Source organism: Salicibibacter cibarius (assembly GCF_016495725.1).
Classification (GTDB): Bacteria; Bacillota; Bacilli; order Bacillales; family Marinococcaceae; genus Salicibibacter; species Salicibibacter cibarius.
This window is the reverse complement of record NZ_CP054705.1, coordinates 2866840-2890796: the sequence shown is the minus strand read 5'-3', so window position 1 is coordinate 2890796 and position 23957 is coordinate 2866840. Positions and strand designations below refer to the sequence as shown.

Annotated in this window: 22 protein-coding genes; 17 read left to right on the top strand and 5 right to left on the bottom strand. The window is 41.7% G+C overall.

What is annotated here, in order from left to right; genetic code table 11:
* Window positions 1-300: 300 nt before the first annotated feature.
* Both HUG15_RS14650 and HUG15_RS14645 read left to right on the top strand, forming a co-directional pair.
* Window positions 301-552, top strand: a complete 252-nt coding sequence (locus HUG15_RS14650) for an AbrB/MazE/SpoVT family DNA-binding domain-containing protein (RefSeq protein WP_200123808.1) — start codon at window positions 301-303, stop codon at window positions 550-552.
* Window positions 553-885 carry a type II toxin-antitoxin system PemK/MazF family toxin gene (locus HUG15_RS14645; protein WP_200123807.1) on the top strand — a complete coding sequence of 111 codons (333 nt, stop codon included), beginning with the start codon at window positions 553-555 and terminating at the stop codon, window positions 883-885.
* A 443-nt stretch (window positions 886-1328) separates the two neighbouring features.
* Here the strand turns inward: HUG15_RS14645 and cydC are convergent, their stop codons facing one another.
* From cydC to HUG15_RS14625, 4 genes are all read right to left on the bottom strand, one after another.
* On the bottom strand, window positions 1329-3050 hold the full coding sequence (cydC, locus tag HUG15_RS14640) for a thiol reductant ABC exporter subunit CydC (protein ID WP_200123806.1): 1722 nt from the start codon (window positions 3048-3050) through the stop codon (window positions 1329-1331).
* On the bottom strand, window positions 3050-4777 hold the full coding sequence (gene cydD / locus HUG15_RS14635) for a thiol reductant ABC exporter subunit CydD (protein ID WP_200123805.1): 1728 nt from the start codon (window positions 4775-4777) through the stop codon (window positions 3050-3052). Before cydD ends, cydC begins: the two co-directional genes overlap by 1 nt.
* 4 nt (window positions 4778-4781) lie before the next feature.
* A complete protein-coding gene (locus HUG15_RS14630) occupies window positions 4782-5795 on the bottom strand; it encodes a cytochrome d ubiquinol oxidase subunit II (protein WP_200123804.1) in 1014 nt (337 codons plus the stop codon).
* A gap of 395 nt (window positions 5796-6190) precedes the next feature.
* On the bottom strand, window positions 6191-7543 hold the full coding sequence (locus HUG15_RS14625) for a cytochrome ubiquinol oxidase subunit I (RefSeq protein ID WP_200123803.1): 1353 nt from the start codon (window positions 7541-7543) through the stop codon (window positions 6191-6193).
* 1118 nt (window positions 7544-8661) lie between these two features.
* Here HUG15_RS14625 and HUG15_RS14620 point away from each other — a divergent pair.
* From HUG15_RS14620 to HUG15_RS14570, 11 genes are all read left to right on the top strand, one after another.
* Window positions 8662-9153: a PaaI family thioesterase gene (locus HUG15_RS14620; RefSeq protein ID WP_200123802.1), complete on the top strand. Its 492-nt coding sequence runs from the start codon at window positions 8662-8664 to the stop codon at window positions 9151-9153.
* 248 nt (window positions 9154-9401) lie between these two features.
* The gene (locus HUG15_RS14615; protein ID WP_200123801.1) at window positions 9402-10061 is read left to right on the top strand and encodes an ArsR/SmtB family transcription factor; all 660 of its coding nucleotides are present in this window, start codon (window positions 9402-9404) and stop codon (window positions 10059-10061) included.
* Window positions 10062-10095: 34 nt separating this feature from the next.
* On the top strand, window positions 10096-11379 hold the full coding sequence (locus tag HUG15_RS14610) for an MFS transporter (RefSeq protein ID WP_200123800.1): 1284 nt from the start codon (window positions 10096-10098) through the stop codon (window positions 11377-11379).
* Between the two features lie 659 nt (window positions 11380-12038).
* Window positions 12039-12740, top strand: coding sequence for a response regulator transcription factor (locus tag HUG15_RS14605; protein WP_246516355.1), 702 nt, complete (start codon window positions 12039-12041; stop codon window positions 12738-12740).
* A gap of 3 nt (window positions 12741-12743) precedes the next feature.
* Entirely contained in the window at window positions 12744-14096 is a 1353-nt protein-coding gene (locus tag HUG15_RS14600; RefSeq protein WP_200123798.1) for a sensor histidine kinase, read from the top strand.
* Window positions 14093-14308 (top strand): hypothetical protein, encoded by a 216-nt coding sequence (locus tag HUG15_RS14595; protein WP_200123797.1) that lies wholly within the window; start codon window positions 14093-14095, stop codon window positions 14306-14308. The genes HUG15_RS14600 and HUG15_RS14595 overlap by 4 nt, the downstream gene beginning before the upstream one ends.
* A 40-nt stretch (window positions 14309-14348) precedes the next feature.
* Entirely contained in the window at window positions 14349-15068 is a 720-nt protein-coding gene (locus tag HUG15_RS14590; RefSeq protein WP_200123796.1) for a cytochrome c biogenesis CcdA family protein, read from the top strand.
* Between the two features lie 38 nt (window positions 15069-15106).
* A complete protein-coding gene (locus tag HUG15_RS14585; RefSeq protein ID WP_200123795.1) occupies window positions 15107-15754 on the top strand; it encodes a hypothetical protein in 648 nt (215 codons plus the stop codon).
* A 23-nt stretch (window positions 15755-15777) separates the two neighbouring features.
* Window positions 15778-16512 (top strand): cytochrome c biogenesis CcdA family protein, encoded by a 735-nt coding sequence (locus HUG15_RS14580; RefSeq protein ID WP_425504058.1) that lies wholly within the window; start codon window positions 15778-15780, stop codon window positions 16510-16512.
* An 18-nt stretch (window positions 16513-16530) separates the two neighbouring features.
* A complete protein-coding gene (locus tag HUG15_RS14575; protein WP_200123793.1) occupies window positions 16531-17124 on the top strand; it encodes a redoxin domain-containing protein in 594 nt (197 codons plus the stop codon).
* A gap of 13 nt (window positions 17125-17137) precedes the next feature.
* Entirely contained in the window at window positions 17138-17527 is a 390-nt protein-coding gene (locus tag HUG15_RS14570) for an SCO family protein (RefSeq protein WP_200123792.1), read from the top strand.
* Window positions 17528-18170: 643 nt separating this feature from the next.
* On the opposite strand, the gene HUG15_RS14565 is transcribed toward HUG15_RS14570, so the two are convergent.
* Complete coding sequence (locus HUG15_RS14565; RefSeq protein WP_200123791.1) at window positions 18171-19481, bottom strand: IS1380 family transposase; 1311 nt, start codon at window positions 19479-19481, stop codon at window positions 18171-18173.
* 739 nt (window positions 19482-20220) lie between these two features.
* On the opposite strand from HUG15_RS14565, the gene HUG15_RS14560 reads away from it, so the two are divergent.
* The 4 genes from HUG15_RS14560 (at window position 20221) to HUG15_RS14545 (ending at window position 23945) form a co-directional block, all read left to right on the top strand.
* A complete protein-coding gene (locus HUG15_RS14560) occupies window positions 20221-20913 on the top strand; it encodes a helix-turn-helix transcriptional regulator (RefSeq protein WP_200123790.1) in 693 nt (230 codons plus the stop codon).
* Window positions 20906-21916, top strand: coding sequence for a Gfo/Idh/MocA family protein (locus tag HUG15_RS14555; RefSeq protein WP_200123789.1), 1011 nt, complete (start codon window positions 20906-20908; stop codon window positions 21914-21916). The genes HUG15_RS14560 and HUG15_RS14555 overlap by 8 nt, the downstream gene beginning before the upstream one ends.
* Before the next feature lie 34 nt (window positions 21917-21950).
* Window positions 21951-23384: an aldehyde dehydrogenase family protein gene (locus HUG15_RS14550; protein ID WP_200123788.1), complete on the top strand. Its 1434-nt coding sequence runs from the start codon at window positions 21951-21953 to the stop codon at window positions 23382-23384.
* 99 nt (window positions 23385-23483) lie between these two features.
* The gene (locus HUG15_RS14545; RefSeq protein ID WP_200123787.1) at window positions 23484-23945 is read left to right on the top strand and encodes a RidA family protein; all 462 of its coding nucleotides are present in this window, start codon (window positions 23484-23486) and stop codon (window positions 23943-23945) included.
* Window positions 23946-23957: the final 12 nt, after the last annotated feature.

Below are 23957 nucleotides of genomic sequence, written 5' to 3'. Positions count from 1 at the left end.
TAACTCCATCAGCGATTAAAGCTGTGCTCATATGGAGGGAGCACATCGGTGCGGTATATTTTTTTAGTCAGATCATAATATTCATTCAATTAATCTGTATCGCTTCGATCGCTGTAAGACATGATGCGACCACCTGTCTTCACCAAGTGACAATGTGGTATATCGCCGTCATCTTTTGGGGATGCTTTTCATATTGTATATACATAAATAATATAAATGTAAGTACAAAGGTATATACATTTTGAAGGGAGTGATGATACAATGAGTTCAAATAGCAAATCTCATAGGGGAGGAATAATCGTGCAAACCACTTTAAAAAAGCAAGGTAATAGTGATGCGTTAACGTTTCGATCTGCATGGAAAGAGGGTTTAGGGATCGATGCAAACACCGTTTTGGATGTCACTGTAGATTATCAAAATCGCAGATTGATCGTTGAGCCTGCAAAAGTGGAACGAAAGAAATACGACATCAAGGAACTGGCAGCTATTGCAAAAAACCAACAACAACCTGAACTTGATGAATTTGACTTTGTGGGAGATGAACTTCTATAAATGTTAAAGCAAGGCGACATCATTGTGGTTAACGTGAATCCGACAAAAGGACACGAACAGGCAGGACATCGACCATTTATTATTTTATCCAACAAACACTATAACGAAGTTTCAACGCTTGCAATCGGTTGTTCGATATCGAAGACATCAAGCGATTGGGTTTTCAACGTTGGCCTTCCCGGAGGGATGCAAACTACAGGGAAAATTAAGACCGATCAACTAAGGTCATTGGATTTAAAAGCAAGAGGGTATCGTTTTGTTGAATCAGCACCCAAAGAAGTTGTTTCCGAAGCCCTTGAAAAGCTCGGAGCAATTGTCGATTACGAGGACTAGTGCAGGATGGTCGAATTATCCGGTCACATCCAAGGGGAACATCAAAAAAAGAGGATGGTTACTAGTCATTATGGCTGAATTTCCTCACACTTGATGATTTTACCTTCCGGTTATTCCACATGACTCACTCATGGCACCTCGGATTAGAACATTTTTGCTTTTAGAGGTGCCATAACCCGTTCATGGCACCCCTGAATGGATTATTTAACCTTCGAGAGGTGCCATGTGCCCGAAAACACGTGAGACACGTTCAAATGATCTCTAATCGGGCTGACGGTTGAAAAAGAACGTGAAACGTCTTCCCCCAAGCAGAAGGAGACGACGTCCAGAGGGACGACAAACCTGTTGTCGTCCCCCAAAAGGCGAGTACCCCACTCTCAGAGGGACACGAATCGCGCTGCCGTTTTTGGGAGGGTGTCCAATGGGCCTTTGTTGAGAAAACCCTAAAGGACTGAAAGGACTTGTCTCTCAAGCTGTTTCATGTCATAAAAATGCCCCTTCATGGCCATAAGCTGTTCATACGTTCCTTTTTCAATGACGTTTCCTTCATCCATCACAATGATTTGATCCATGTTTTCCAGGCCTGTTAGGCGATGGGTGATTAATATAATGGTGTCGTCTTTGGCTTGTTGCCACAAATGCGCAAAGATCTTTTTTTCTGTTACGGCATCCAATGAAGACGTAGGTTCATCCAAAACCCAGGTTCGTCCATCTTTTAACAGTACCCGGGCCATTGCAAGCCTTTGTTTTTCTCCATCGGAGAGATTCTCTCCACGTTCATATATGTGATCATCCAAAGCAAGGTGATCAAGGTTAACTTTTTGTAGTGCGGATCTAATGCTTGACATGGTGTGTGCTTGATTCGTTAATAAAAGATTATCTTGAACAGATCCATAAAAGAAGTGATTCTCCTGCATGACCACATTTATGGCTTCCCAAATGCTTTCTTCTGTGAGTTCGTTCACACTTCTCCCGTTTAATAATACGTCCCCTTGCCTAGCACTTACGAGTTTTAACAGCAGAGCCATGAGTATGGATTTCCCTGAACCACTTGCGCCGACAATGGCTGTTTTGGAACCTGTAGGGATGGTAACGTTCACATCTTTGATGGCTGGGCGATGTTCATTTTGAAATTGAACATCGACATTGTTTACATCAATGTGTAACGGCTTCTCCCGCGATAATTCAAATTGTCGCTGTTCAATGTTAAAAGAGTCACTTTGTAGCGTATGAGACAATCTGCCTGCTGCCCGTTTGCTTTCCCGCAAATGGGAAGGGAAAGAAGCCATTGGCACAGCCTCCTCAAAAACAGTAATGGCAAGCATGACAAGCATGGCTAAAAAAACACCGTCCATGTGTCTTTCCGACACTAAATAAGCACCGATACCAAGCACGAGCACCGAAATGGCCAATGCCAAAAATGTATTGACCGCTTGGTTTCCGATTAAATAACGGCCCTCTTCTTTTTGTTCTTGGATTAAGTCACTGGAGGCACCCAATAATTCCTTCGCTTTTCCATCCATTTGTTGATAGACTTTCAAATCTCTGAAGCCATATAAAAACTCCGTTGCATTCGTCGATAACGTTGCACGCTTTTCGCCTACATTGTTCTGAATCTGCTTTTGGCGGACCGTAAACCATGCAGGGATGACAAACGTTGTCAAAAGGAAACCAAGGACAAAAACAAAAGCAATAAGCACGGAAAAATACATAACGAACAAAATAGTCATAAGAAAGACCATAATCAATACAATGGGTGGGTAAAAGACACGCAAAAAATAATTCTGTAATCGCTCAACATCTCCTACGATGCGCGCGAGCAAATCTCCACTCTGATATTCTTGAAAAATGGCGGGTGCAAAAGGTTCCAACTTTTCATAAAAGGTAACCCTTAACCGGCGGAGAATAGAAAATGTTGCCCGATGAGAATAATACCTTTCAGCGTAGCGGCTTAATGCACGAACGAGCCCAAGCAATTTCACCGTTGATGTAAGGATGATTAACGCGTATAAAGGCGGTTCCAATGCTGCTTGTGATATTAGATAGCCACTGGCGGCAAAAAGGCCCACTCCCGCGGTCCCGGTGATAAAGCCCGCGATGATGGATAGAAAAACATCTTTTTTTTCATGAATCATAGCTTTTGTGACCGTTGAAAGTTCCTTCATCACTCAACCCCCAATTGAGCATTAATCATCCCGGCATATGTTGAGGATTGGCTCATCAATGTGTCGTGCGTGCCTGTGGCCATGAGTTTACCGTTTTCCAATAATAAAATGCGATCGGCATCTTGTATCGTATACAGCCGATGGGCAACTGTTACAAGCGTGGCGTTTGTCCCGAGTTTTTGGATGGAAGATTGCAATATGGCTTCTGTTTGCAAATCGAGCCCCACTGTTGGTTCATCAAACAGTATAATCGAAGGTTTCTTCAGAAACGCACGTGCCAGTGCAAGGCGTTGTTTCTCTCCGCCGGACAGCCCGCGTCCCCCTTCGCCGACAATCGTCTCATACCCATCATTTAGCTCTTCGATCATCTCTGAAATGCCGGATTGTCGTGCTGCATGGATCACTTCATCCCGTGATACTTGACCATTAAGGCCAATCGCGATATTTTCGCCAATACTCCCGGAGAAAATATAGGGATGTTGGGTAATATAGCTGATGTGTTGATGCCAGTTCGACTCCCGGTACTCAAACAGGCTATGGCCATCAATGGTAATGGCACCTTCCACCGGCTTTATTAATCCTGCAACAATGTTCAATAACGTTGTTTTACCTGACCCACTTTTTCCGACAATAGCCGCATGCTCATACGGGAGAATCTTTGCCGAAACGTCATTAAGCGCGAAATCTTCCGAATGATAGTGAAAACTGACATGAGAAAGCTCAATGGGAGGAGGGAATTTTTCATCCGGAAATTCCTTGTGTCCCCATTGAATGTTGTCTTCTGTATTTTCCAGTTCGTTTTCCACTTTTTTTGCCGCGCCCATACTTGCGCGCCCATTATGAAAGGCCGTTCCAAGATCTCTCAGTGACAGATAAAAATCGGGAACGAGCAATAAAATAAAAAAGGCAGTAAAAAACGAAAGGCTTTCAAATATGATGAGTTGTAGCGCGATCTCGAGGGCGATAAGGCCAATGCCTAGCATCATAATAATTTCCAGCATAAAAGCATTTGTAAAAGCGACTTTTAAAATAGCCATGGTCGCATGTTTAAAACCGATACTGCTCTCTTCTATTCGGTCTTTTTGTTGTTTGGAACGGCCAAACAATTTTAATGTTACCAAACCTTGTAAAGACTCAAGAAAAGTACCGGAAAAGGCTTCTAATTGTGTTAACTGTTCTTCAGATTTTTTCTTGGTTTGAAGACCGACCAATACCATAAACAGGGGAATGAACGGCGCGGTAACCATCATAATCAATCCGGCATTTACGTGTTGGGTAAAGACAACAATGAGGATCATCAAAGGCACAGCTGCGGTTTGCAGCAGGCGGGGGATATACTGGCTAAAGTAATTATCAACGGCGTCTACGGCATCCATGAGAATGCTGATTTTTCCGCCCGATTGTCGTTCTAAAGATGTATGAAGAGACGAATGTGCCATCTTTTGCAATAAACGTTTTCTGAAATGATGCTTTGTTTGAGCAGCCATTTTTATTCCCGTTCGTCCACTTGCATAAATGATGGATGCACGGACGAAGATGATCCCAAGTAAAAAAAGCAAGAGTGGAACAATCGTAGCAAAAGCTTGGTCTTGAAGGAAAACGCCATCAATAACGGTAGCAATGATGGCGCCTTGACTAATAATAGACGTTCCCAATAAAAAAGCGAACCCAACCAAAAGTGCCATGCTTGCTTTTTGTTGCGATAGACTTATCTTTAAAAGGTTCATTTCTCTACTTTTTCCCCTTCACATAGTCTGCGTCGAAAAGAAACAGTTTAAATACGAGGGCGAGAGAAGGAATGAGCATGAATAAACCTGCAATGAAGGCAATGACTAGTGCAAGTCCCATCGATTCATGCGTGGCCCCGCCCTGGATCGTAATATATGGATCCAGGATATACGGGTAGTGACCGATCCCGTATGCAAAGAAAGCAAAAAAGAATTGCAACATAACGCTAATAAACGCAAGCCCATAATTTTTCCCGGAATAAAGGAGCCAGAGCGATAGCAAGAAAAATCCAACGGAAAGTCCAAGCATCCACCATAAGTCCATCATGTTCTGGAAATGTCTTTCATTGTGTTGGCTGAGAAAAATAAATGTCGTTAAAGCCGCTATTATCATTGGTGTGCTCCAAAACAAAGCGTACGTCCGTAATAATTTTAAAGCCGGCTTGTCATTTGCCCGAGAAGCATAAAACGTTAAGAACGTGGCGCTAATAAATAGGACAGATACGATAGCAAGCGCAACAATGCTCCACGATAATGGACTAGTGAACAACGTCAAGTATTCAAGTGAAACCTGTCCGTTTTCTTCTACAATAAACCCGCCCTCTGATAGGGTTAGTGCCACTGAGAGGGAGGCCGGAATCAATAATCCTGATACGCCGTAGAGGAACAAATAGACGATGCTGTCTTTCGATCCATAGTTTTCAAAAGCGTAGAAGGATCCACGTATAGCAATTAAGATGATAGCTATGCTCGCCGGAATAAGGAGCGCACTTCCGTAATAATAAGCGGTATCGGGGAAAAAGCCCACGATGCCGACGAAAAAGAACACAAAAAATACGTTCGTGATTTCCCATACGGGCGACAAGTATCTGGCTATTAATTGGTTTATAATATGGTCCTTTTTTGTTAATTTCGACCAATATGCAAAGAAACCGGCGCCAAAATCAATGGAAGCTACAATCAAATAGCCATATAGAAAAAGCCATAATATAGTTATGCCAATCAGTTCATAACTCATGATGCATCACCCAATTCCAGGCGCGTTGATTTACCTTAAAATACCCTCACATAGGTGGCCTATGTTCGATCACGTAGCAATCCAATGCGCCTTAGTGCAAATGTTATCTATCGGAAGTTTCCAATGATAGAAATACCTTTTGGTATGAAACGAGAAACCAATGCTTAGTATAAAATGAGTCCTCAGGCAGCAGATCTGCGGACTCAAAGTGATGTTCATCAGCCAAATGAGTCCTCAGGCTCGGGGTTGGGGATTCATAATGGTAGCTGAAACGCTAAACTAGTCCACACATAATAAAACACGGGATGTTTTACATCGTTTTCATCTTTAATAGGGCTTCACGAAGCGTCATATTTGTTTAAGCTTCTTTTTTATTGGATAAATAATCAACGCGCCTAACCCAATTCTTGCTTTTCCAATTCAAGTTCTGCAGGGTTGTTGCGGAACAGCCTGCGTAAAACGACGATACATAACGTTCCAAGAACAATGTAAAGCGCGAGGAACAGCAAAAAAATCAGACCGATGTAGGGCGAAGAAGTGGCGGCTTCTTCCACAGTCATAAACCCGCGAATCATCCAAGGCTGTCTGCCCAGTTCAGCAAAGAACCATCCCAATTCAATGGCAAGGAATGCTAAAGGCCCGCCTAGCACAATCAGTCGGAGTATCCAGCGGTTATGCTCATTACGCTTCTTCAGGAAATAGAAACTGACATACAAAATCCCTACAGCTGGCAATAGGAAACCGATCATGACCATCAGATCAAACAAATAATGAACGATAAGCGGCGGCGTTTCTGCCTCCGAAAATTCCTCCAGGCCTGTCACTTCCGCATCGAAATCACCAAATCCAAGGAAGCTTAAAAAGCTGGGAATACGTATTTCTCCTTGAACATCTTGATTGTCATCCAACCATCCAAATAGGATTAAATCGGCGTTTTCTTCCGTTTCAAAGTGCCATTCGGCCGCGGCAAGCTTTTCAGGTTGATCTTCTGCCAAATACTTGGCGGAAATGTCTCCGGAAAGAACGTTCACCGCACCTAAGACGAGAATAATAGGCATTAACATTTTTAAAGCTTTTTTATGGTAAGCAGCTGTCATATTTTTTTGAGCGTCGGATGCTTTCTTTTTGAGTATCACAAAGGCGGCAATGGCTGCCAAAAGGGCGGCACCTGTTAAATAAGCGGAAGAGAGAACATGGAATACTTTGGAAGGGGTGGCAGCGTTCAACATCGCTCCCATAGGGCTTACCGCTGCAAATTGTCCCCCGTCCAGAGCAAAGCCATCCGGTTGATTCATGAACCCATTCACAGTGGTAATAAACACAGCGGACATTCCAGCGCCTATCACGATGGGCAGCGAAAGCAACCAGTGAAGATAAGGGTTCTTAAATCTACCCCACGTGTACAAATACATGCCTATGAAAATCGCTTCAAAGAAGAAAGCGAATACTTCCAAGAACAGCGGTAGTGCAATAACATTGCCGGCCACTTGCATAAAATTTGGCCACACAAGTGATAGCTGCAATCCAATTGCCGTTCCCGTCACAACCCCGATCGCTATTATAATGATAAATCCTCGCGTCCAACGCTTGGCCATAAGTGTATACGTTGGGTCTTTCTTTTTAATGCCCACAAATTCAGCGATGGAAATGAATAATGGGACGCCTACACCAATGGTTGCAAATATAATATGGAAGCCGAGAGTTAAGCCCGTTAACAATCTGCTGATCAAAACCGGATCAAGTTCCAAATGGTTCCTCCCCCAATAAATAATGGATAATCAATTATAGACCAAAGGCATTACAGAATTTAATTTAATGCTAAACAGCTGAAAATAAGGCATTGTGGAAATCAATCTTGACGGCAGATCGTCAAAGTGTGGATGATCGCGTAGAATCGTGGGATGAGATCAGGAGTGCTAGGATGGTTGTTCGCCATTTAATCAATCCGCCGCGGGACGTTCAAAGGTCGTCTATCTATAATGTATAAATAATAGTCGATAGAAACAACAACCTACACATTTTGTCAATTAATCTTAAATTCTTTTTGACGTTCTTATGAAGTGGTGCAGGAACTTTTGGAGGGCGGGGAGAAATAATTTTGATGAAAATACACATAATGACAATTGTAAGTAATGTTCAAATACTTTAAAATTGAATAAAATAAATCCTATGATAATAAAGGTGGAGCTGAGGAATAGTGACTTGCTGAATGATTTTTTAAGGTCCTTTTTCTATGTAAAGAATTGTGAAGGTATCAATTTCCCTTCATACTCAATGGGAGATCGATGGGGATCGCAAAGTGCCATGGTTTTCGTTTGCTCAGGAGAGAAGTAATAGTGTTGAAAGAACTGAAAAAGGATACAATCTTATCGGGAAATTCCGAAAAAACTAGTGCAGCTTGTTGGAAATAAGCGATCACACCGACTACTGGAAGTCTGGACTAGAGCTTCAAACTGGGGTTAGTGCTCGATTGGATTAAACCGCCACAGACCGAGTTCAGATCAATGACCGGATGTCTTCTTGCGAAGCAGGATTCCCCGGTCGCCATGAGGCAGCCATGCCGACCGAATATCTTTGATACAAGTCTTTTCGGTCACCATGAAGTGGCTATGACGCCCGAACGCTTTCGATTCAGGCCATTACGGTCGTCATAAAACGGTTACGGCGCCCGAGCACGAGAACCGACCGCTTTTTCGGTCGCCATGACGCGGTAAAATTGTCCGTTAGGGAGCCAGAAGCGTTGGCGCCCTGACTTCTTCCAACTGTCTCCGTGATTGGTTAATTAAGCCACCTTGCACTAGGGATCTACTTGTCCATGGCGGAAGCTTTTACCTGATATCCATGAAATTTTGAGGGAGATGTTAAAATGGAGGAAAAAGCAATGAAAGCGATTCAAGATGATTACCCTGATGATTTTGCTTGCTGTTATGGGTGTGGTCGATTAAATGAAAGCGGTTACCGTCTCCGGACAGGCTGGAGCGGTGAAAATACGGTAACAATTTATACGCCACGTCCCGAGCATACAGGAGGTATCCCGGACTTTGTTTACGGTGGTTTGCTAGCGTCGTTAATTGATTGTCATGGAACTGGGTCAGCATCTTTGTATTTGCACCGCAAGAATGGAAATGAAATCGGTGACGGGATTCATCCGCCGAGATTCGTGACAAGTTCTCTAAACGTCGATTACAAACATCCAACTCCGATAGGAGAACCATTAAAAGCAATTGGAACAGTCGAAGAAATCCATCCAAAAAAGTATAAAGTCTACACGGAGGTATTTGCAACGGACAATCTCGTTGTTACTGGGGAAGTAGTGGCTGTGCTAATGCCAAAAACATTTAGGAAGGAAAATACCTAGGTAAAGCGATTAATATGTTCTCCGCATACATTTGATTCGGCTGCTTAATCGTGAGGCAGTCGTTTCTTTTGACATATGTTAGCATTCCAACATCGTACAATAATCATAATGGAATGAGGATGAAGGTAAACGAAAGATGTGAAAACAGCGATTGGACTACGGATCGATACAGTTCAAGCTTTTGACAAAAAAATTAGTTAGGATTATAATTCAAACATTCAATAAATCAATTGAATAGGTGATTTTAAATGGAAAATGAAAGACATTTAAAAAATGTATTGTATCAAGAGTTTGCAAGAATAGGGAAAAGTCTTTCCAGTCCAAAGCGTCTGGAGGTCCTTGACCTTTTATCTCAAGGTCCCAAGTCGGTGGAAGCATTATCAAAAGCAACGACGATGTCTGTGGCGAACGTATCCCAACATTTACAAACGCTTAACAATGCCAGAATGGTCAAGTTTCGGAAGGAAGGCAATTATGTGATTTATGAACTGGCAGATGATATCATTTCCGACTTTATCAATTCCCTGCACACCTTGTCAGAAAAGCAATTTGCACAGGTGCAACAAATTAAACAGACGTTTTTAAATGCCAATATGGGCATGGACGGGGTTTCGCTTTCAGAACTTAACGACCGTATGGAAAAGGGTGAAGTTTTATTGTTGGATGTCAGGCCGAAAGAAGAATATGAAAATGCTCATATTCCGGGTGCTGTTTCCATGCCTGTTGAAGAACTAAGGGAAAAACTTTCTTCTTTACCGACAAACAGCGATGTTGTCGCCTACTGTCGAGGGCCATACTGTTTGCTATCGGTAGAGGCTGTAGAGTTTTTAAGGAGTCAGGGCATTCATGCTTATCGTTTAGAAAACACCGTTCAAGATTGGAATGAGTTTCAGGAGCATTTACATTAAGTGGAGAAAGTAGGAAGAAGGTGTTTTGTTCACGATGACTAATGACATAAGTGATGTAGCACAAGAATATATCGAGCATCCGGAAAAACAAAAACAACTATATAAACGTACATTGATCATTGTCGTGATTTCGCAAATGTTTGGTGGGGCAGGATTAGCTGCAGGAATAACCGTTGGCGCTTTGCTTGCAGAAGAAATGCTTGGCACAAATGCACTTGCAGGGCTCCCCGCTGCTTTGTTTACGTTGGGCTCAGCAGGCGCTGCGTTAGCCGTAGGAAGACTTTCCAATCGTTTTGGAAGGCGCATGGGTCTTGCCACAGGCTTTATAACAGGCGGGCTTGGAGCCGTAGGCGTTGTGTTGGCAGCGATTATAAGTAACGTTTTCTTATTATTTGCTTCCTTACTCATATATGGTGCAGGAACGGCAACCAATTTACAAGCCCGATATGCAGGCACAGATTTGGCAACAACCAAGCAACGGGGGACTGCTGTAAGTATAGCGATGGTGGCCACGACATTTGGTGCTGTTGCAGGTCCGAACTTAGTAGAAGTTATGGGGGACTTCGCTCTCTCTATTGGTATTCCGGAACTCGCCGGGCCATTTATTTTGGCCGCAGCAGCGTTTATTTTAGCAGGACTCATGTTATTTGTTTTTTTACGTCCGGATCCATTCATTATAGCGTTAAAAATAAATGCGAATAAGCAAAATACGGAACCTGACGAGGCACTAGAGATAAATCACATAAATAAAAAAGGAATAACCGTTGGTGCGATCATTATGGTGCTTGCCCAACTTGTCATGCTTGCGATTATGACAATGACACCTATCCATATGGAACATCATGGCCACAGTTTAAACGCGATCGGAATTGTTATTGGCATTCACGTAGGTGCCATGTACCTTCCGTCACTCATTACGGGAATGCTTGTTGATAAAGTTGGTCGCCCTGCCATGGCGATTGCTTCCGGAGTTACACTACTCCTTTCGGGCGTCATAGCAGCCATCGCGCCTGGAGGTTCTCTATTCTATATGATCGTTGCGCTTGCTTTACTTGGAATCGGATGGAATTTTGGGTTGATCAGTGGTACAGCTCTCATTGTTGATTCAACAGAAGCATCCACACGTGCTAAAACACAAGGAACAGTGGATGTTTTTATGGCCTTAGCAGGAACAACCGGTGGCGCCTTGTCGGGAATGGTTGTCGCCGGTTCAAGTTTTGAAACCATGTCATTTGTTGGAGGAATTTTATCGTTGATGCTCATTCCAGTTGTTATGTGGTCCCGTAAAGGTAATAAAGAGTCTCAAGCTCAATTTTAATTTTTGCTAATTAAAGCTGGGAATTATGCATGGATATCTGTGAGGCTTGTGGCAATGAATGTACGATGGATGGTGTCCAGACTTTCAAGGTTATGCGGAAGATTGTCACCGCTATGTAAAAAGGTAGCGTGATGATGGGCTACATCATTTTGTTGACCCTAAGGCGGCATTCTACCGTCTTCAGGGTTTCTTTTTAGTAGGTAAGAAAGTATAAACCAACTTTCTTACCTACATAAGTGCAACGAGGGCTTTCTAATGATAAGGACTGCTGAATAACGGAAAAAAATTGGCACATAAGCATTTTCCGTGATGTTGTCAAAACTGGATGCAAGGAAATCTATCCTTAAAGCAGAAAGCCCTTGCACTTCTGGAAACATACGGAGGGATGACGCTGCAATGGCGAGACGCCAGCGGAAAAACGGATGCGTCAAGATCCCGCGGCGCCGGTTTTGCGCGAGGAGGCTTGACCGTTCGTCCGCGAAAAAGCGAAGCCATGGAAGCGGCATCCCGGCTTCAGCTGATATTTGCAAGTTGTTCAGCAATCCCTAATGATAAATCGTATGCTTCAAAGAATGATCAAACTTTTAGCATACAGTCTTCACATAAATCACATATTTACTCGTTAGACTGAAAATAGATCAATCATGGGAGGAGCCAAAGTGGCCGAACGTATACTCATTGTAGATGACGAGCGAAAAATGCGACAGTTGATCGGACTTTATTTAACAGAGGAAGGCTATGAACTTGATGAAGCAAGTTCCGGGATGGAAGCGATACAAATGGCAATCAATCAAAGCTACGATGCTATCATTTTGGATATTATGATGCCGCGGACCGATGGCTGGGAAGTTTGTAAACGTCTGCGTATCGCAGGGTCCCCTGTAGGCATTTTGATACTCACAGCGAAAACAGAAGTGGAAGATAGGGTCAAAGGGCTGGATCTTGGGGCGGATGATTATCTCGTCAAACCATTTGCACCGGAGGAACTCGTCGCACGTGTGAAAGCATTGCTCAGACGTAAATTTAGCCCGGTAAACGAAGGGCAGACAGAGATCACAGCCGGCGCATTATTTATTCAACCGGATCGCTACGGCGTAAAAGTGGCGGGACAAGCCGTCGACTTTACTGCAAAGGAATTCGAGATCTTATATTTGATGGCTAACCATCCCGAACGGGTGTATACAAGGGAGAACGTCATCGAGCAGATTTGGTCAATCGAGAGTGAATGGCAAGATCCTCGAACGATTGATACCCATATTAAAAATATCCGAACGAAGTTAAAAAAGGCAGGTCTGTCATTTAACCCAATAAAGACCGTGTGGGGAGTGGGGTACACATTTAATACAACGGAAGGGAAATAGCCGATGAATAGGATTTTTTATAAGCTTGGCGGGTCAATTATGATTTTGTTCCTTATTGTCCTGCTTCCGTTAGGTTATGTGATGATCCAGATTTTTACCAACTATAATGACGTCCATTTGTACGAAGATACGGAAGAAATGGCTTCTCATTATGCAACCATTCTTGCTGTGGTTGATGACTCTGACATAGAACCCCTTATTCAATCGTTGGATCATGAGACACCTCGAAAGATAATGATCACTGATCCGAGTGGAAATGTTGTAGAAGATTGCGGCATCAGTGGTTTTCATCCCCCGGAACATGACGTAGGAACATTTACAGATCCAAATGATCAGCAAGAATATATTTATGCTGGAGAACAGGTGCAAGGTAATGATATAGGGGAGGTCTTTATCTTTTCCCCTTCAGATCGCATGGATCAGTCGACCGTTCAAATACAACAGGCGTTGTTTCTATCAGGAATTGGTGCCCTTCTTCTTGCTTTTGGTTTTACGTTTATCGCCTCCAGACAATTTTCCAATCCTCTTCAGGAGATGGAAAGAGCGGCACAGCAAATGACGAGGGGCGAGCTGGACGTGGAAGTACCTGTAGAAACAAGAGATGAGTTGGGTTCCCTCTCCCATTCTACGAATGAGTTGGCACGCGAACTAAAAAGATACCGAAATAATCGCCAAGCTTTTTTTTCGAACGTGTCCCATGAATTACGGACGCCACTTTCCTATATCCAGGGATATTGTGATGCACTAAAAAAAGAGCTTTATCAGGATGAGATGGAAAAACAACAGTTTATCGATATTATTCATGAAGAAGCACATCGCATGAATCGCATGATCCATGATTTATTTGAATTATCCCGAATGGAAGAAGGGCATTTTCCCTTAAACCTTGAACTCGTCCATATCGAGGATGTCATCAATCGTACCAAAACAAAGGTGGCTGCCGAAGCAAAGCAAAAGAACATATCCTTGAGCGAAGATATAGAAGAAAACCTTCCGCTCATTGCAGCAGACAGTTTCCGCCTGGAACAGATCTTCACAAATTTGCTGCAAAACGCGGTGAATTACTCGGAGAACGGCCATGTTTGGATTGAAGTATCTTTGAAAAATGAGGATATAGAAGTGAAGATTACGGATACGGGAAGCGGGATCGCGACTGAAGATCTTCCCTACATTTTCGAACGTTTCTATCGTGGTGAAAAGTCCAGAGCTCGGGATTTTGGAGGAACAGGTTTAGGACTTGCCATCGCAAAACAATTAACGGAACTTCAATATGGAAGCATTCAAGTAGAAAGTGAGCCTGGAAAAGGGACGGCATTTGTGCTGCGGTTTCCGGAAGCAAAGGAGGGAGAAGAATGAGTAGAAGGGATTGGTGGATTGCTGTGATTATCATTGCTGTCGGCTTGCATTTTTTGTGTATGTCAGGGATTGTATCCGCCGTGCATAACGTTCCTTCTTATTTCCATCTTCTTTTTAATATTTGTCTCTGGATGGCCAAACCCTTATTAGGAGGCGTGATTATCTATATGATTATTTCATTCATCAGCAAACGTAAAGAAAGTGAAGCGTGACTGAAGGCCACGCAAGCGTTGTAAAAGGGGGTCTCGTTATATGGATGACGCATCGCTTGGCATTGCTTTTATGGCAGGTCTTATATCGTTCTTTTCCCCATGTATTTTTCCATTGCTCCCGGCTTATTTAGCTCAATTGACCGGCGCCAATGTCTCATCGGGGGCGATCAATGCGGATCGAAGATTGATTTTTTCCCGAAGTATTGGCTTTATACTTGGTTTTACGATTATTTTCTTGTTGCTGGGATTATCCTCAACCTTGCTTGGGTCTTGGTTTAATCAGTACGGTAGCGCCATTATGCAAGTTGGCGGCATCATCATCACAGTATTTGGATTACAAATGACAGGGTTCATTTCCATTCGAGCCTTATTTACCGAAAAACGAGTAGCAAAGACTCCGAAAAAAGCTACGGGCTTTTCCGGATCGGTGCTGTTTGGTCTTGTATTTGCGGCTGGATGGAGCCCTTGCATTGGCATCACACTCGGTTCCATTCTCACTCTTGCTGGCACATCCGGGACAATGTTTACCGGATCGACGATGCTTTTTGCTTATTCAATGGGACTGGGGGTCCCATTTATAGGGATTTCGCTCCTTTATGCGCAATCTTTCCAGAAGCTTGGCTCCATCAATCGTTTTTTACCGGCCATTCAAAAAGGGAGTGGCGTTATTATGATTATCTTGGGTATTCTTCTTTTTACGGGTTATTTTGAGACAATCGCGATGTATTTAGGACAGTATGTCCCGTCCTGGATGATATAAATGTTGCTTAAGATGAAAGGAAATGGAGGAAGCACTTCATGGTAATTACCAGCGCGATCGTATCTATCGGTATCATTATTGCATGTTTTGCTGTTGGGTTGATTTCCTTTTATCCATTAAGTGACTGGCCAAAGGCAGAAAAGAAAAGGCATATAGAGGCGTTGACGTCACAACTGCTTAATTTTGTTATCTTTGTCTGGGTTGGGAAAATTTTGTTGAATCCATCTTTATTCATACAGGATCCAATGGCTGTGCTCGCTTATCCCGGGAATTCCGGCGCATTCTATCTGGCAACGCTGTTCACTGCAATTATCGTTGTTTATAAATCTGTCTATAAAAATTTGGATGTGCTCGCGTTTGTTGAAGTGTTTGTACATGTATTTCTGGTAGCCTCATTTTTCTATGAATTTATGCAACTGGTCTTGGGAAATCATTCATATTCTCTAGGATATTTGATTGTATTGGCCACATTGTTGGTCGTGTTCGTTTCTGCGCGTGGGCGTTTACCGATGCCTCGACTGCTTATGACGATATTAGTCGGCTGGACGGCAGGGATGCTGGTGTTAACGTTTGTTCAACCATTTGCAACCGTCTTTGGTTATATCATTGAGCCATGGTTTATCGGTTTGTTTTTCATTGGGTGCTTATTAATCGTGTTTGTTAGCAAAAGAAAGAGGGATGCATAGTGGGTGCCATAGAAGCAGAAACAATGCTGGTAGTCGGTATGATGTTAGCGCTCGGTGCAGGTGCGTTGTCCTTCTTATCTCCTTGTGTATTGCCGATCTTTCCTGCCTACATGTCCTACATTACCGGCATTAGTGTCAAAGAACTACAAGGGGATCATGATACGAAAATTCGCCGTCAGCTACTAAGCCATTCATTGTTCTTCTTGCTGGGGGTATCGCTGGTCTTTATCGGCCTGGGTGCCGGTGCCTCCTTTTTGGGGCAATGGGTGCAAAATTTATTAATCGGTGATACCGGTTTGCTTATCCAACGCATTGCCGGGATATTTATTATATTCATGGGGTTGTTTGTTGCCGGATGGATTACGATCCCGACGCTGATGAAGGAAAAACGTTTAAGCTATAAGAAAAAGCCGGTCGGATTTATGGGGACATTTTTCGTCGGCTTGGGCTTTGCTGCCGGGTGGACACCTTGTATCGGGCCGATTTTTGGATCTATTTTGCTCCTTGCGGCATCCAATCCGGGACAGGGCGTATTCTACACAATGTTTTATGTCATTGGCTTTGCACTGCCTTTCATTATTTTAACGTTTTTCCTCGGGTCAACGACATGGATTGTGCGGCACAGCGGGGTGATTATGAAGGTTGGCGGAGCGCTTATGGTTATTATGGGTCTGGTTCTATTCTTAGGTTTGATGCCGGCTATTTCCACATTTTTGCTTGATTTGATCGATGATACGTGGATGTCAAAACTTGGGTAACTAGAGGAGGGCTTATCAATGAAAAAAGGCATTCTCATTGTCATTGTGATCGGAGCGCTTGGCTGGGCCATCTTTGATTTTGTAATGTCATCGGATGATTCAGCAGATGAAGATGTCGTTGTTTCAAATAATGGTGATGATTCTTCACCACCGGCGGGGGTGGAAGACATTGATGAATCAGATGATGAAGTCGGATTGGAAGCAGGGGATATCCCTCCCGATTTTGAGGTGACCACATTGGAGGGGGAAACGGTGCAATTATCCGATTATCATGGAGAACGCGTGATGCTTAATTTCTGGGCAACCTGGTGTCCGCCGTGTCGGGCGGAAATGCCTGATATGCAAAAACTTTATGATGAAGAGGATGTTGTCATATTGGCTGTGAATATGACAGATACGGAAAGTAATGTGGGAGAGGTTGCAGACTTTATAGATGAACTTGAATTAACGTTCCCGGTGCCGATGGATGAAGAAGCTGATATCATGGATACCTATCAGGTTATTGCATATCCGACAACATTTATGATTGATTCCAATGGAAGAATACACAATGTTTCCCTGGGTGCTATGAATCACGAGCAAATGCTGCAACAGTTGGAATCGATGGAATAGGGCCGGATGGAAAATGATTTCTTTGATCAGGAGGAAGATCATAGATGAAAGTTGCGGTTGGTTATACGGATCAGGGGCAGCCGATGATGGCACCGATTTATCGGAATCAGAGTTATACGTGAATGACTTTTCCTTTATGAAGCAAGATGAGGAAACGATCACGAACGAAGAGTTAAAAGGGACCTATTGGGTTGCCAATATGGTATTTACACGTTGTCCAACGGTGTGCAATATGATGACGCCGAATATGGCGAGTTTACAAGTGGATCTTCAAGAACAAGGATTGGAGATTCTCATCGTGTCGTTCACCGTTGATCCGGACTTTGATGATCCCGAACAATTACAGTCTTATGGAGAGAATTACAACGCTGATTTTGACAGTTGGCATTTTCTCACCGGGTAAGAACAAGAAGACATAGAAACATTTGCACAAGAATCATTTGCGGCCGTCATCGAGGAAGATCCGGAGGCCATCTATTCCACACAACATTATTTGATTGATCCGAATGGTCAAGTAACTTGCCAATATTATTAATTCATAAAATTATGATAATATAGATAATTGCGATATATCCAGTATAACTGTTTAGCATTATGAAGTTCAGTATCATCTTTAGCCTATCATGCATATGTCCTTCTTTCACTTTAAAATACATATCCTCGGTATTGTAAGTTTAAAGAGGAAATGAGGAAGGTCATTTAAATAACAAATAAAACACTCAACGTACAAGGGATGTCTTTTTTAGAGGGGAGTTTTGGAGAATTGAATGGGTTTGAAGCGGTAAAAGTTGATTTGCAAGATAAAAAAGTTAACGTCACCTTTAAGTCAGATAAAGTAGACTTAAACCTGAATTATTCATATTTCCAAATGAATGCGTGAATGCACATCGAAGCCAACGATTTTTCGATTTTGTTTACAAAAATGAGGCACGATGATTGAACTTATAAAGAGGTTCAGTGGCAATTACTGAAAAAGGTCCTTTTTTTGGACATACGTCTCCCTTGGTCTTGAAATGGCTTTTAAAAAAATGAGGAGCGATCGCATGTCACTCTAGTTTTAGTGTTTGAATGCGCTGGAGAACCTTCCAGAAAAAGCTTTGATAGACAAAGCTCGAAGATAATTTGAAATAAAGCGAACGTCCTGATTTCACCAATTTGCTTGCCACTTTGATGACCTTTGCTCGTATGGTTTGGATTTGCATGCTTTTTTGTTCTTCCGGAAAACAAAGGGTACGTAGCCAGTTGGTGAAATTGTACGCTAATAAGCTAAACATCATCCTTGTTTCGTTAGCGTGAAACGAATGGCTGCTCATTTGATCCAGGCCAAAACCATTTTTGGCTTCCTGGATATCATTCTCCATCGTGCCACGTTTTTGGTAGGAACGGACGATATCCTTGGGAGAGAAGGCATCGAATAGGCTTGTCACAAAGAATGCATGCGTGAAAAACAATTCGCCTGCCGGACGCACAGATTGAATGATGACTTTTCTGGGCTTGGACCATGATTTTGCTTGATATTCAGTTTCCTCATAATAACATTCGGTTTGTGTAACGTCAGATGGCGGCGTTGCCGGATGGAGTTGATCGGCCAGTCGTTGCAGGTTGGCATTGGATTTCAAGCGAATCACGTAATAGACGGATTCCTCTTTACATAACTCATACAGCCCCGGAACCGCAAAACCACTGTCTCCACGCAAAAATGGGATCGTTTCCGGAAATGTTTCATTGTAATGGGTGATCAAGGGTTTCATAAAATCCACAACCCCGTTGGACGTATAGACGTTTCCCGGGCGTAGTTGAGCCTTCATAAAATCACCGGTGATCCCATCGAAAGCAACGAGAGGATGGTAGCCTACGGTGCCATAATGTGCATTGTAATCGGTTGATTCTTGTTCACCGTATGTATCGGCATGCGTGGAATCCAAATCAAAGATAAGGCTCTTTGAGCCTCTTACTTGATGAACCTTGTCTAAAAGCGCTTGGTTGGCTTGATTTAATTGTTGGATCGATCCCGTATTAAACCGTGCAAAAAATCGGGGTAAACTGGATTGAGACGCTAACGCATCCGTTCCAATGATGTGTTTGAATACAGGATCGTCCGTTAATTGATCCGCCGCATCATCTTCGTCGTAGCCGGCAATCATCTGATAAATCTTTTGGCGAAGCATCTGTTCATTCGAATGTTCATGGTAAAGCCTCTCGTCTTGCAGGTGTTTATCCAAGGTATGGAAGAACCCAAGTTTTTCATCGAACTCTCTAAATAAGACCTCTCCTGAATCCGAGGAAAGAGCACCTCCATCATTCGACAGCTTCACCTTGCGATTGAAATCCAGGGTTATTTGAGATAAAGTAGCCATTAGAGGAATCCTTTCTGTGGTTATTTTGCCGTAATTTAACCCTAACAGAAGAGGATTCTTTTTTCATTTATTGGATGAATATTTAACTCAGCTGAATGACCTGATATTCAAGGGTCCGCAAGTCATTTTGGGATTTCTGTGAATAAATCAGGCTAAAAAATATTACAGAGGTCATTGCAGATCAAGGATACGATTTTACCTAAGGGAGGTGGTCGTGTTTACGCAGCACGATCTTCTTTTAACAAAATTTTATACTATTACGGGACATACGGAAAGGGTTGAATAACGAAGTAAGTGCAAAAGAAGTGAAGGTACAAATTCATGAGCAGTACTCTTGCCAATAAAATTGAAAAGCTATGACAATCAAAAGGTTTATGTAATTTAATCAACGTTGGTTATCATGTCAAAAAACAAAAATTACAGTAAATGGTGGAATAGGATTTGGAGCAAAACTAAACGTAAAACAACTGATGACAATTTAAAAATATATAAACGATGAAAAATTAGAGTTAATAACCTTTCAACAAATTTATAAAGAAATTTCAGGAAATAAAAAAGAGGAGATCATAGACGAATTTGCAAGTATTGGATCGGCATTTTATCCAGATGGAAATTACCTAACAAAAATTTAGTTATCCAAAAAAAATTATTGACATATAAAATAATCTCAATTAATATTTACTCCAAGACTTATTAAATAAATAATCATCTTTGATTCACAGGAGGTGGAAATGTAATATTGGATCATATTAATGATGAGTTAGAATTTCTGCAGAAAATGATCAAAGGAATTGCAAAGCAATTTGGGAAAAACTGTGAAACTGTTTTGCTAGATTTATCAAATCCTGAAGTTTATGGGAGTGGTCGAATTGTAGCTATTGAAAATAGCCACGTAACCGGAAGAAGTATCGGAGATACCGGAACTAATTTAGGTCTTGAAGTCCTTCGTGATAGTAGCAAGGAAGGGGATAAATTCAACTATTTAGCTCGTTCGGTATCGGGTCGAATGCTAAAATGTTCAACCATATTTATTAGAAATAATGAAAACGTTCCCATAGGAAGTATATGTATTAACTTTGATGTTACTGAATTTGAAATGGCTGAAAGTACGATTAGAACATTGACCGCAGAAGAAGAAATCGATACAAAAACAAAAGAAGTATTTGTAAACAACGTTAATGACGTATTAGATGTTTTAATTCAAGAAGCACAAGATATGATGGGAAAGCCAGTAGCATTTATGACCAGAAAAGAAAAAATGAAAAGTATTGAGTATTTAGATTCTAAAGGCGCCTTTTTAATTAAAAAGGCTGGAGATAAAATATGTTCCTATTATGATATCTCAAAATACACACTATATAACTATCTTGATGAGGCTAGACAAGAAAATAAAAAAGAATCAATTTTAAGAAGGGGAGAAAAGAATGAATAGAATAAAGATGGCTGTTGTAGGCGCTGGTGTGATGGGGCAATTGCATGCAAAAACTATCTCAGAGTGTGATTCCGCAGAGTTGGTGGCAATTGTTGATCTGAATGAAGAGGTAGGTAAGAAAATTGCTGATGAGTACGGCGTAACTTATATATCTTCTATTGAAAAAGCCGTAGAAAATGAAATAGATGCGTATTCCATTGTATTACCAGACCGTTTACATGTTGATGCTGCTGTCACTGTTCTCAAGGCAGGAAAAGCAGCTCTCGTTGAAAAACCTTTAGCAGATACACTGGAAGGAGCAAAAAGAATTGACGAAGCAGCTAAAGAAGGTAATGGGCGGTATATGGTTGGTCACATAATGAGGTTTGATCCACGATATTCAAGTGCAGCAAAGTATGTACAAGAGGGAAATGTTGGTGAGCCTGTACATATTCATGCAAAAAGATTTTCCTACCAAGATGTTGGTTTAAGAATGAATGGTTCAAGTTCCGTTTGCTTCTATTTAGGTGTTCACGATGTAGATGCCCTTCAATGGATATCAGGTCAGAGAATCCGCAAAGTTTATGCACGCTCTGTTTCCAAAATCATGCCTGATAATGGGGTGGAATCAGAAGATGCTATTTTTGCTTCACTTGAATTTGAAAACGGTGCCATAGGTAATTTAGGAATTAGCTGGTCCATTCCTGATTATGTTCCATCGGGTATTAACGCGAATTTGGAATTAGTAGGAACTCAAGGTCTCCTTCAAATTGATACCTCTGATCACGGTTTATCATTGATGAATCGAGACGCCATTCAATTACCAGATGCACTGCATTGGCCAGAAGTAAATGGGAGGGTATACGGAAATTTGAGGGAAGAGATTTCGCATTTTGCAAGTTCAGTAAGAGATAATGAAAAGTTTATTATCAGTGAGGATGATGCTTTACAAACAGTAGCTGTAAATGATGCTATATTAAAATCAGTTCAAGACAAAAAAGAGGTTGAAGTAGAGAGATTTTAATATCGTTATATATTTTTTTTAGGAGTGAAGTAAAATGACAAGTATTATAAATAACATTTTGAAAGATGGTAATGGTAATGAACATCAAATTAAGAGCCCTGGTTCTGGAGAATTACTAGGAAAAATCAAATACGGGGATGCAAATGATGTAAACGAGGCAGTACAAGCTGCAAGCCACGCAACAAAAGAGTTCTCAACCTTATCAATATTTGAAAGAACAGAAATATTGGTTAATATTGCTGGGAAAATACAAGAAAAACGTATGTCAATTGCTGAGCTGTTAAGTAAAGAACATGGAAAACCATTATATACAGAAGCCTTGGGAGAGGTAGATTCTTGCATTACTTCTTTCAGGGATGCTGCCTCTCAAATGAATAGTATTACAGATGAAATTATACCTCTCCGAGACTCAACAAAACGAGCGTTTGCATATAGAAAACCAAGAGGAGTATATGCAGTAATTACGCCTTGGAACTTTCCCATAGGAAATGCCTGCACATATTATATAGCTCCGGGCTTAGCGGCGGGTAATACAATTGTTTGGACCCCTGCCCCTTCGTGTCCCAACACAGCTCAAGCGCTAATGGAGTGTGTAATTGAAGCAGGTATGCCAGAAGGAGCATTGAACTTAGTCATTGGGGAAGGTCCTGTTGTAGGTGATACTGCAGTTACACATGAATTAACTAATGCTATCGGATTTACGGGGAGCACTAAAACTGGAGAGATAATTGCACAAAGATCTGGAATCAAGCCATGTTTATTAGAATTAGGTGGCAATGGCCCTTCTATTGTTATGCAAGATGCAAATATCAATCAAGCTGCGAAAGCCATAGCAGCGGGAAGTTTTGTAAATGCGGGACAGGTTTGTACTTCAACAGAAAGGGTACTTGTGCACGACTCTGTGGCTGATGAATTAATAGAATCTCTTCAGGGTGAAATAAAAAGTATTGTACTAGGGGACCCCCTAGATAAAAATACAACTATGGGTCCTGTCCATAATGATGATACGGTAAAGAAGATAATGACACATATTAGGGATGCTGTAGATAAGGGAGCGAGATTGGTTACTGGAGGTAGTATTGATGATCAATTCCCTACTTCTTTATATGTGAAACCAACTTTAATTGACCGAGTGTCAAAAAGTGCTTTAATCAATACAGAAGAAACCTTCGGTCCGGTCATAGGACTAGTACGATATAAAACGGAATTTGAATTAGATGAGATTATAAATTCTAGTCCATATCGATTATCAGGTTCCATCTTTTCTGAAGATATTAGACATTCAATGTTGTTGGCTGAGAAGCTCAATTTTGGCTTTATTAATATCAATGAAGCAAGTAATTATTGGGAGCCACAAGTCCCTGCAGGCGGAGCTTCGGGGAGCCCAAGTGGTTATGATCGCAGCGGTGGAAAAGCTTCAATTGAAAATATGAGTGAAACCCAAACCATTGTAGTCAATATGCAGTAATATCAAAAATAAGAATAATATTACTATCCAAAAACTGTCACAAGTAATTTAAAAGAAAAAAAAGTAATTAGAAATTCTTTTGAAGAGAGGAAAATGAAAATGACTATAGAACAACAATTGGATCAATTAAACATTAAAATACCCCAAGCTCCCAAACCTGCGGCTGCCTATGTACCAGCGAAAAAAGTAGGTAATATTATTTACATTTCCGGACAAGATTGTAGAAAAGACGGGGAATTGATAAAAGCTGGAAAACTAGAGCAAGATGCAGATATAGAAGAAGGATATCAAGCTGCTCGTCAGTGTATGATAAATTTATTAGCCGTATTAAAATCAGAAGTCGGGGACTTAGAACAAGTGGAACAAATAGTCAAGTTATTAGGTTTTATCAACTCAGCAGAAGGATTTGTGAAGCAACCATACGTAATGGATGGTGCATCAGACCTTTTAGAAGAAGTGTTTGGAGAACGAGGAAAACATGCAAGATCTGCTATTGCTGCTAATGAACTTCCTTTTAATACTTCAGTGGAAATTGAAATGATTGCAGAATTAAAAGCTTAAGGAGCTGTAAAC

Bases quoted from the DNA above. Each gene is read 5' to 3' on its own strand.
- HUG15_RS14645 (WP_200123807.1), top strand. From the start codon at position 553: ATGTTAAAGCAAGGCGACATCATTGTGGTTAACGTGAATCCGACAAAA.
- HUG15_RS14620 (WP_200123802.1), top strand. From the start codon at position 8,662: ATGGAGGAAAAAGCAATGAAAGCGATTCAAGATGATTACCCTGATGAT.
- HUG15_RS14615 (WP_200123801.1), top strand. From the start codon at position 9,402: ATGGAAAATGAAAGACATTTAAAAAATGTATTGTATCAAGAGTTTGCA.
- HUG15_RS14595 (WP_200123797.1), top strand. From the start codon at position 14,093: ATGAGTAGAAGGGATTGGTGGATTGCTGTGATTATCATTGCTGTCGGC.
- HUG15_RS14575 (WP_200123793.1), top strand. From the start codon at position 16,531: ATGAAAAAAGGCATTCTCATTGTCATTGTGATCGGAGCGCTTGGCTGG.
- cydD (WP_200123805.1), bottom strand. From the start codon at position 4,777: ATGAACCTTTTAAAGATAAGTCTATCGCAACAAAAAGCAAGCATGGCA.
- HUG15_RS14570 (WP_200123792.1), top strand. From the start codon at position 17,138: ATGATTTCTTTGATCAGGAGGAAGATCATAGATGAAAGTTGCGGTTGG.
- HUG15_RS14555 (WP_200123789.1), top strand. From the start codon at position 20,906: ATGAATAGAATAAAGATGGCTGTTGTAGGCGCTGGTGTGATGGGGCAA.
- HUG15_RS14565 (WP_200123791.1), bottom strand. From the start codon at position 19,481: ATGGCTACTTTATCTCAAATAACCCTGGATTTCAATCGCAAGGTGAAG.
- HUG15_RS14545 (WP_200123787.1), top strand. From the start codon at position 23,484: ATGACTATAGAACAACAATTGGATCAATTAAACATTAAAATACCCCAA.
- HUG15_RS14590 (WP_200123796.1), top strand. From the start codon at position 14,349: ATGGATGACGCATCGCTTGGCATTGCTTTTATGGCAGGTCTTATATCG.
- HUG15_RS14550 (WP_200123788.1), top strand. From the start codon at position 21,951: ATGACAAGTATTATAAATAACATTTTGAAAGATGGTAATGGTAATGAA.
- HUG15_RS14610 (WP_200123800.1), top strand. From the start codon at position 10,096: ATGACTAATGACATAAGTGATGTAGCACAAGAATATATCGAGCATCCG.
- HUG15_RS14580 (WP_425504058.1), top strand. From the start codon at position 15,778: ATGCTGGTAGTCGGTATGATGTTAGCGCTCGGTGCAGGTGCGTTGTCC.
- HUG15_RS14600 (WP_200123798.1), top strand. From the start codon at position 12,744: ATGAATAGGATTTTTTATAAGCTTGGCGGGTCAATTATGATTTTGTTC.
- HUG15_RS14585 (WP_200123795.1), top strand. From the start codon at position 15,107: ATGGTAATTACCAGCGCGATCGTATCTATCGGTATCATTATTGCATGT.
- cydC (WP_200123806.1), bottom strand. From the start codon at position 3,050: ATGAAGGAACTTTCAACGGTCACAAAAGCTATGATTCATGAAAAAAAA.
- HUG15_RS14630 (WP_200123804.1), bottom strand. From the start codon at position 5,795: ATGAGTTATGAACTGATTGGCATAACTATATTATGGCTTTTTCTATAT.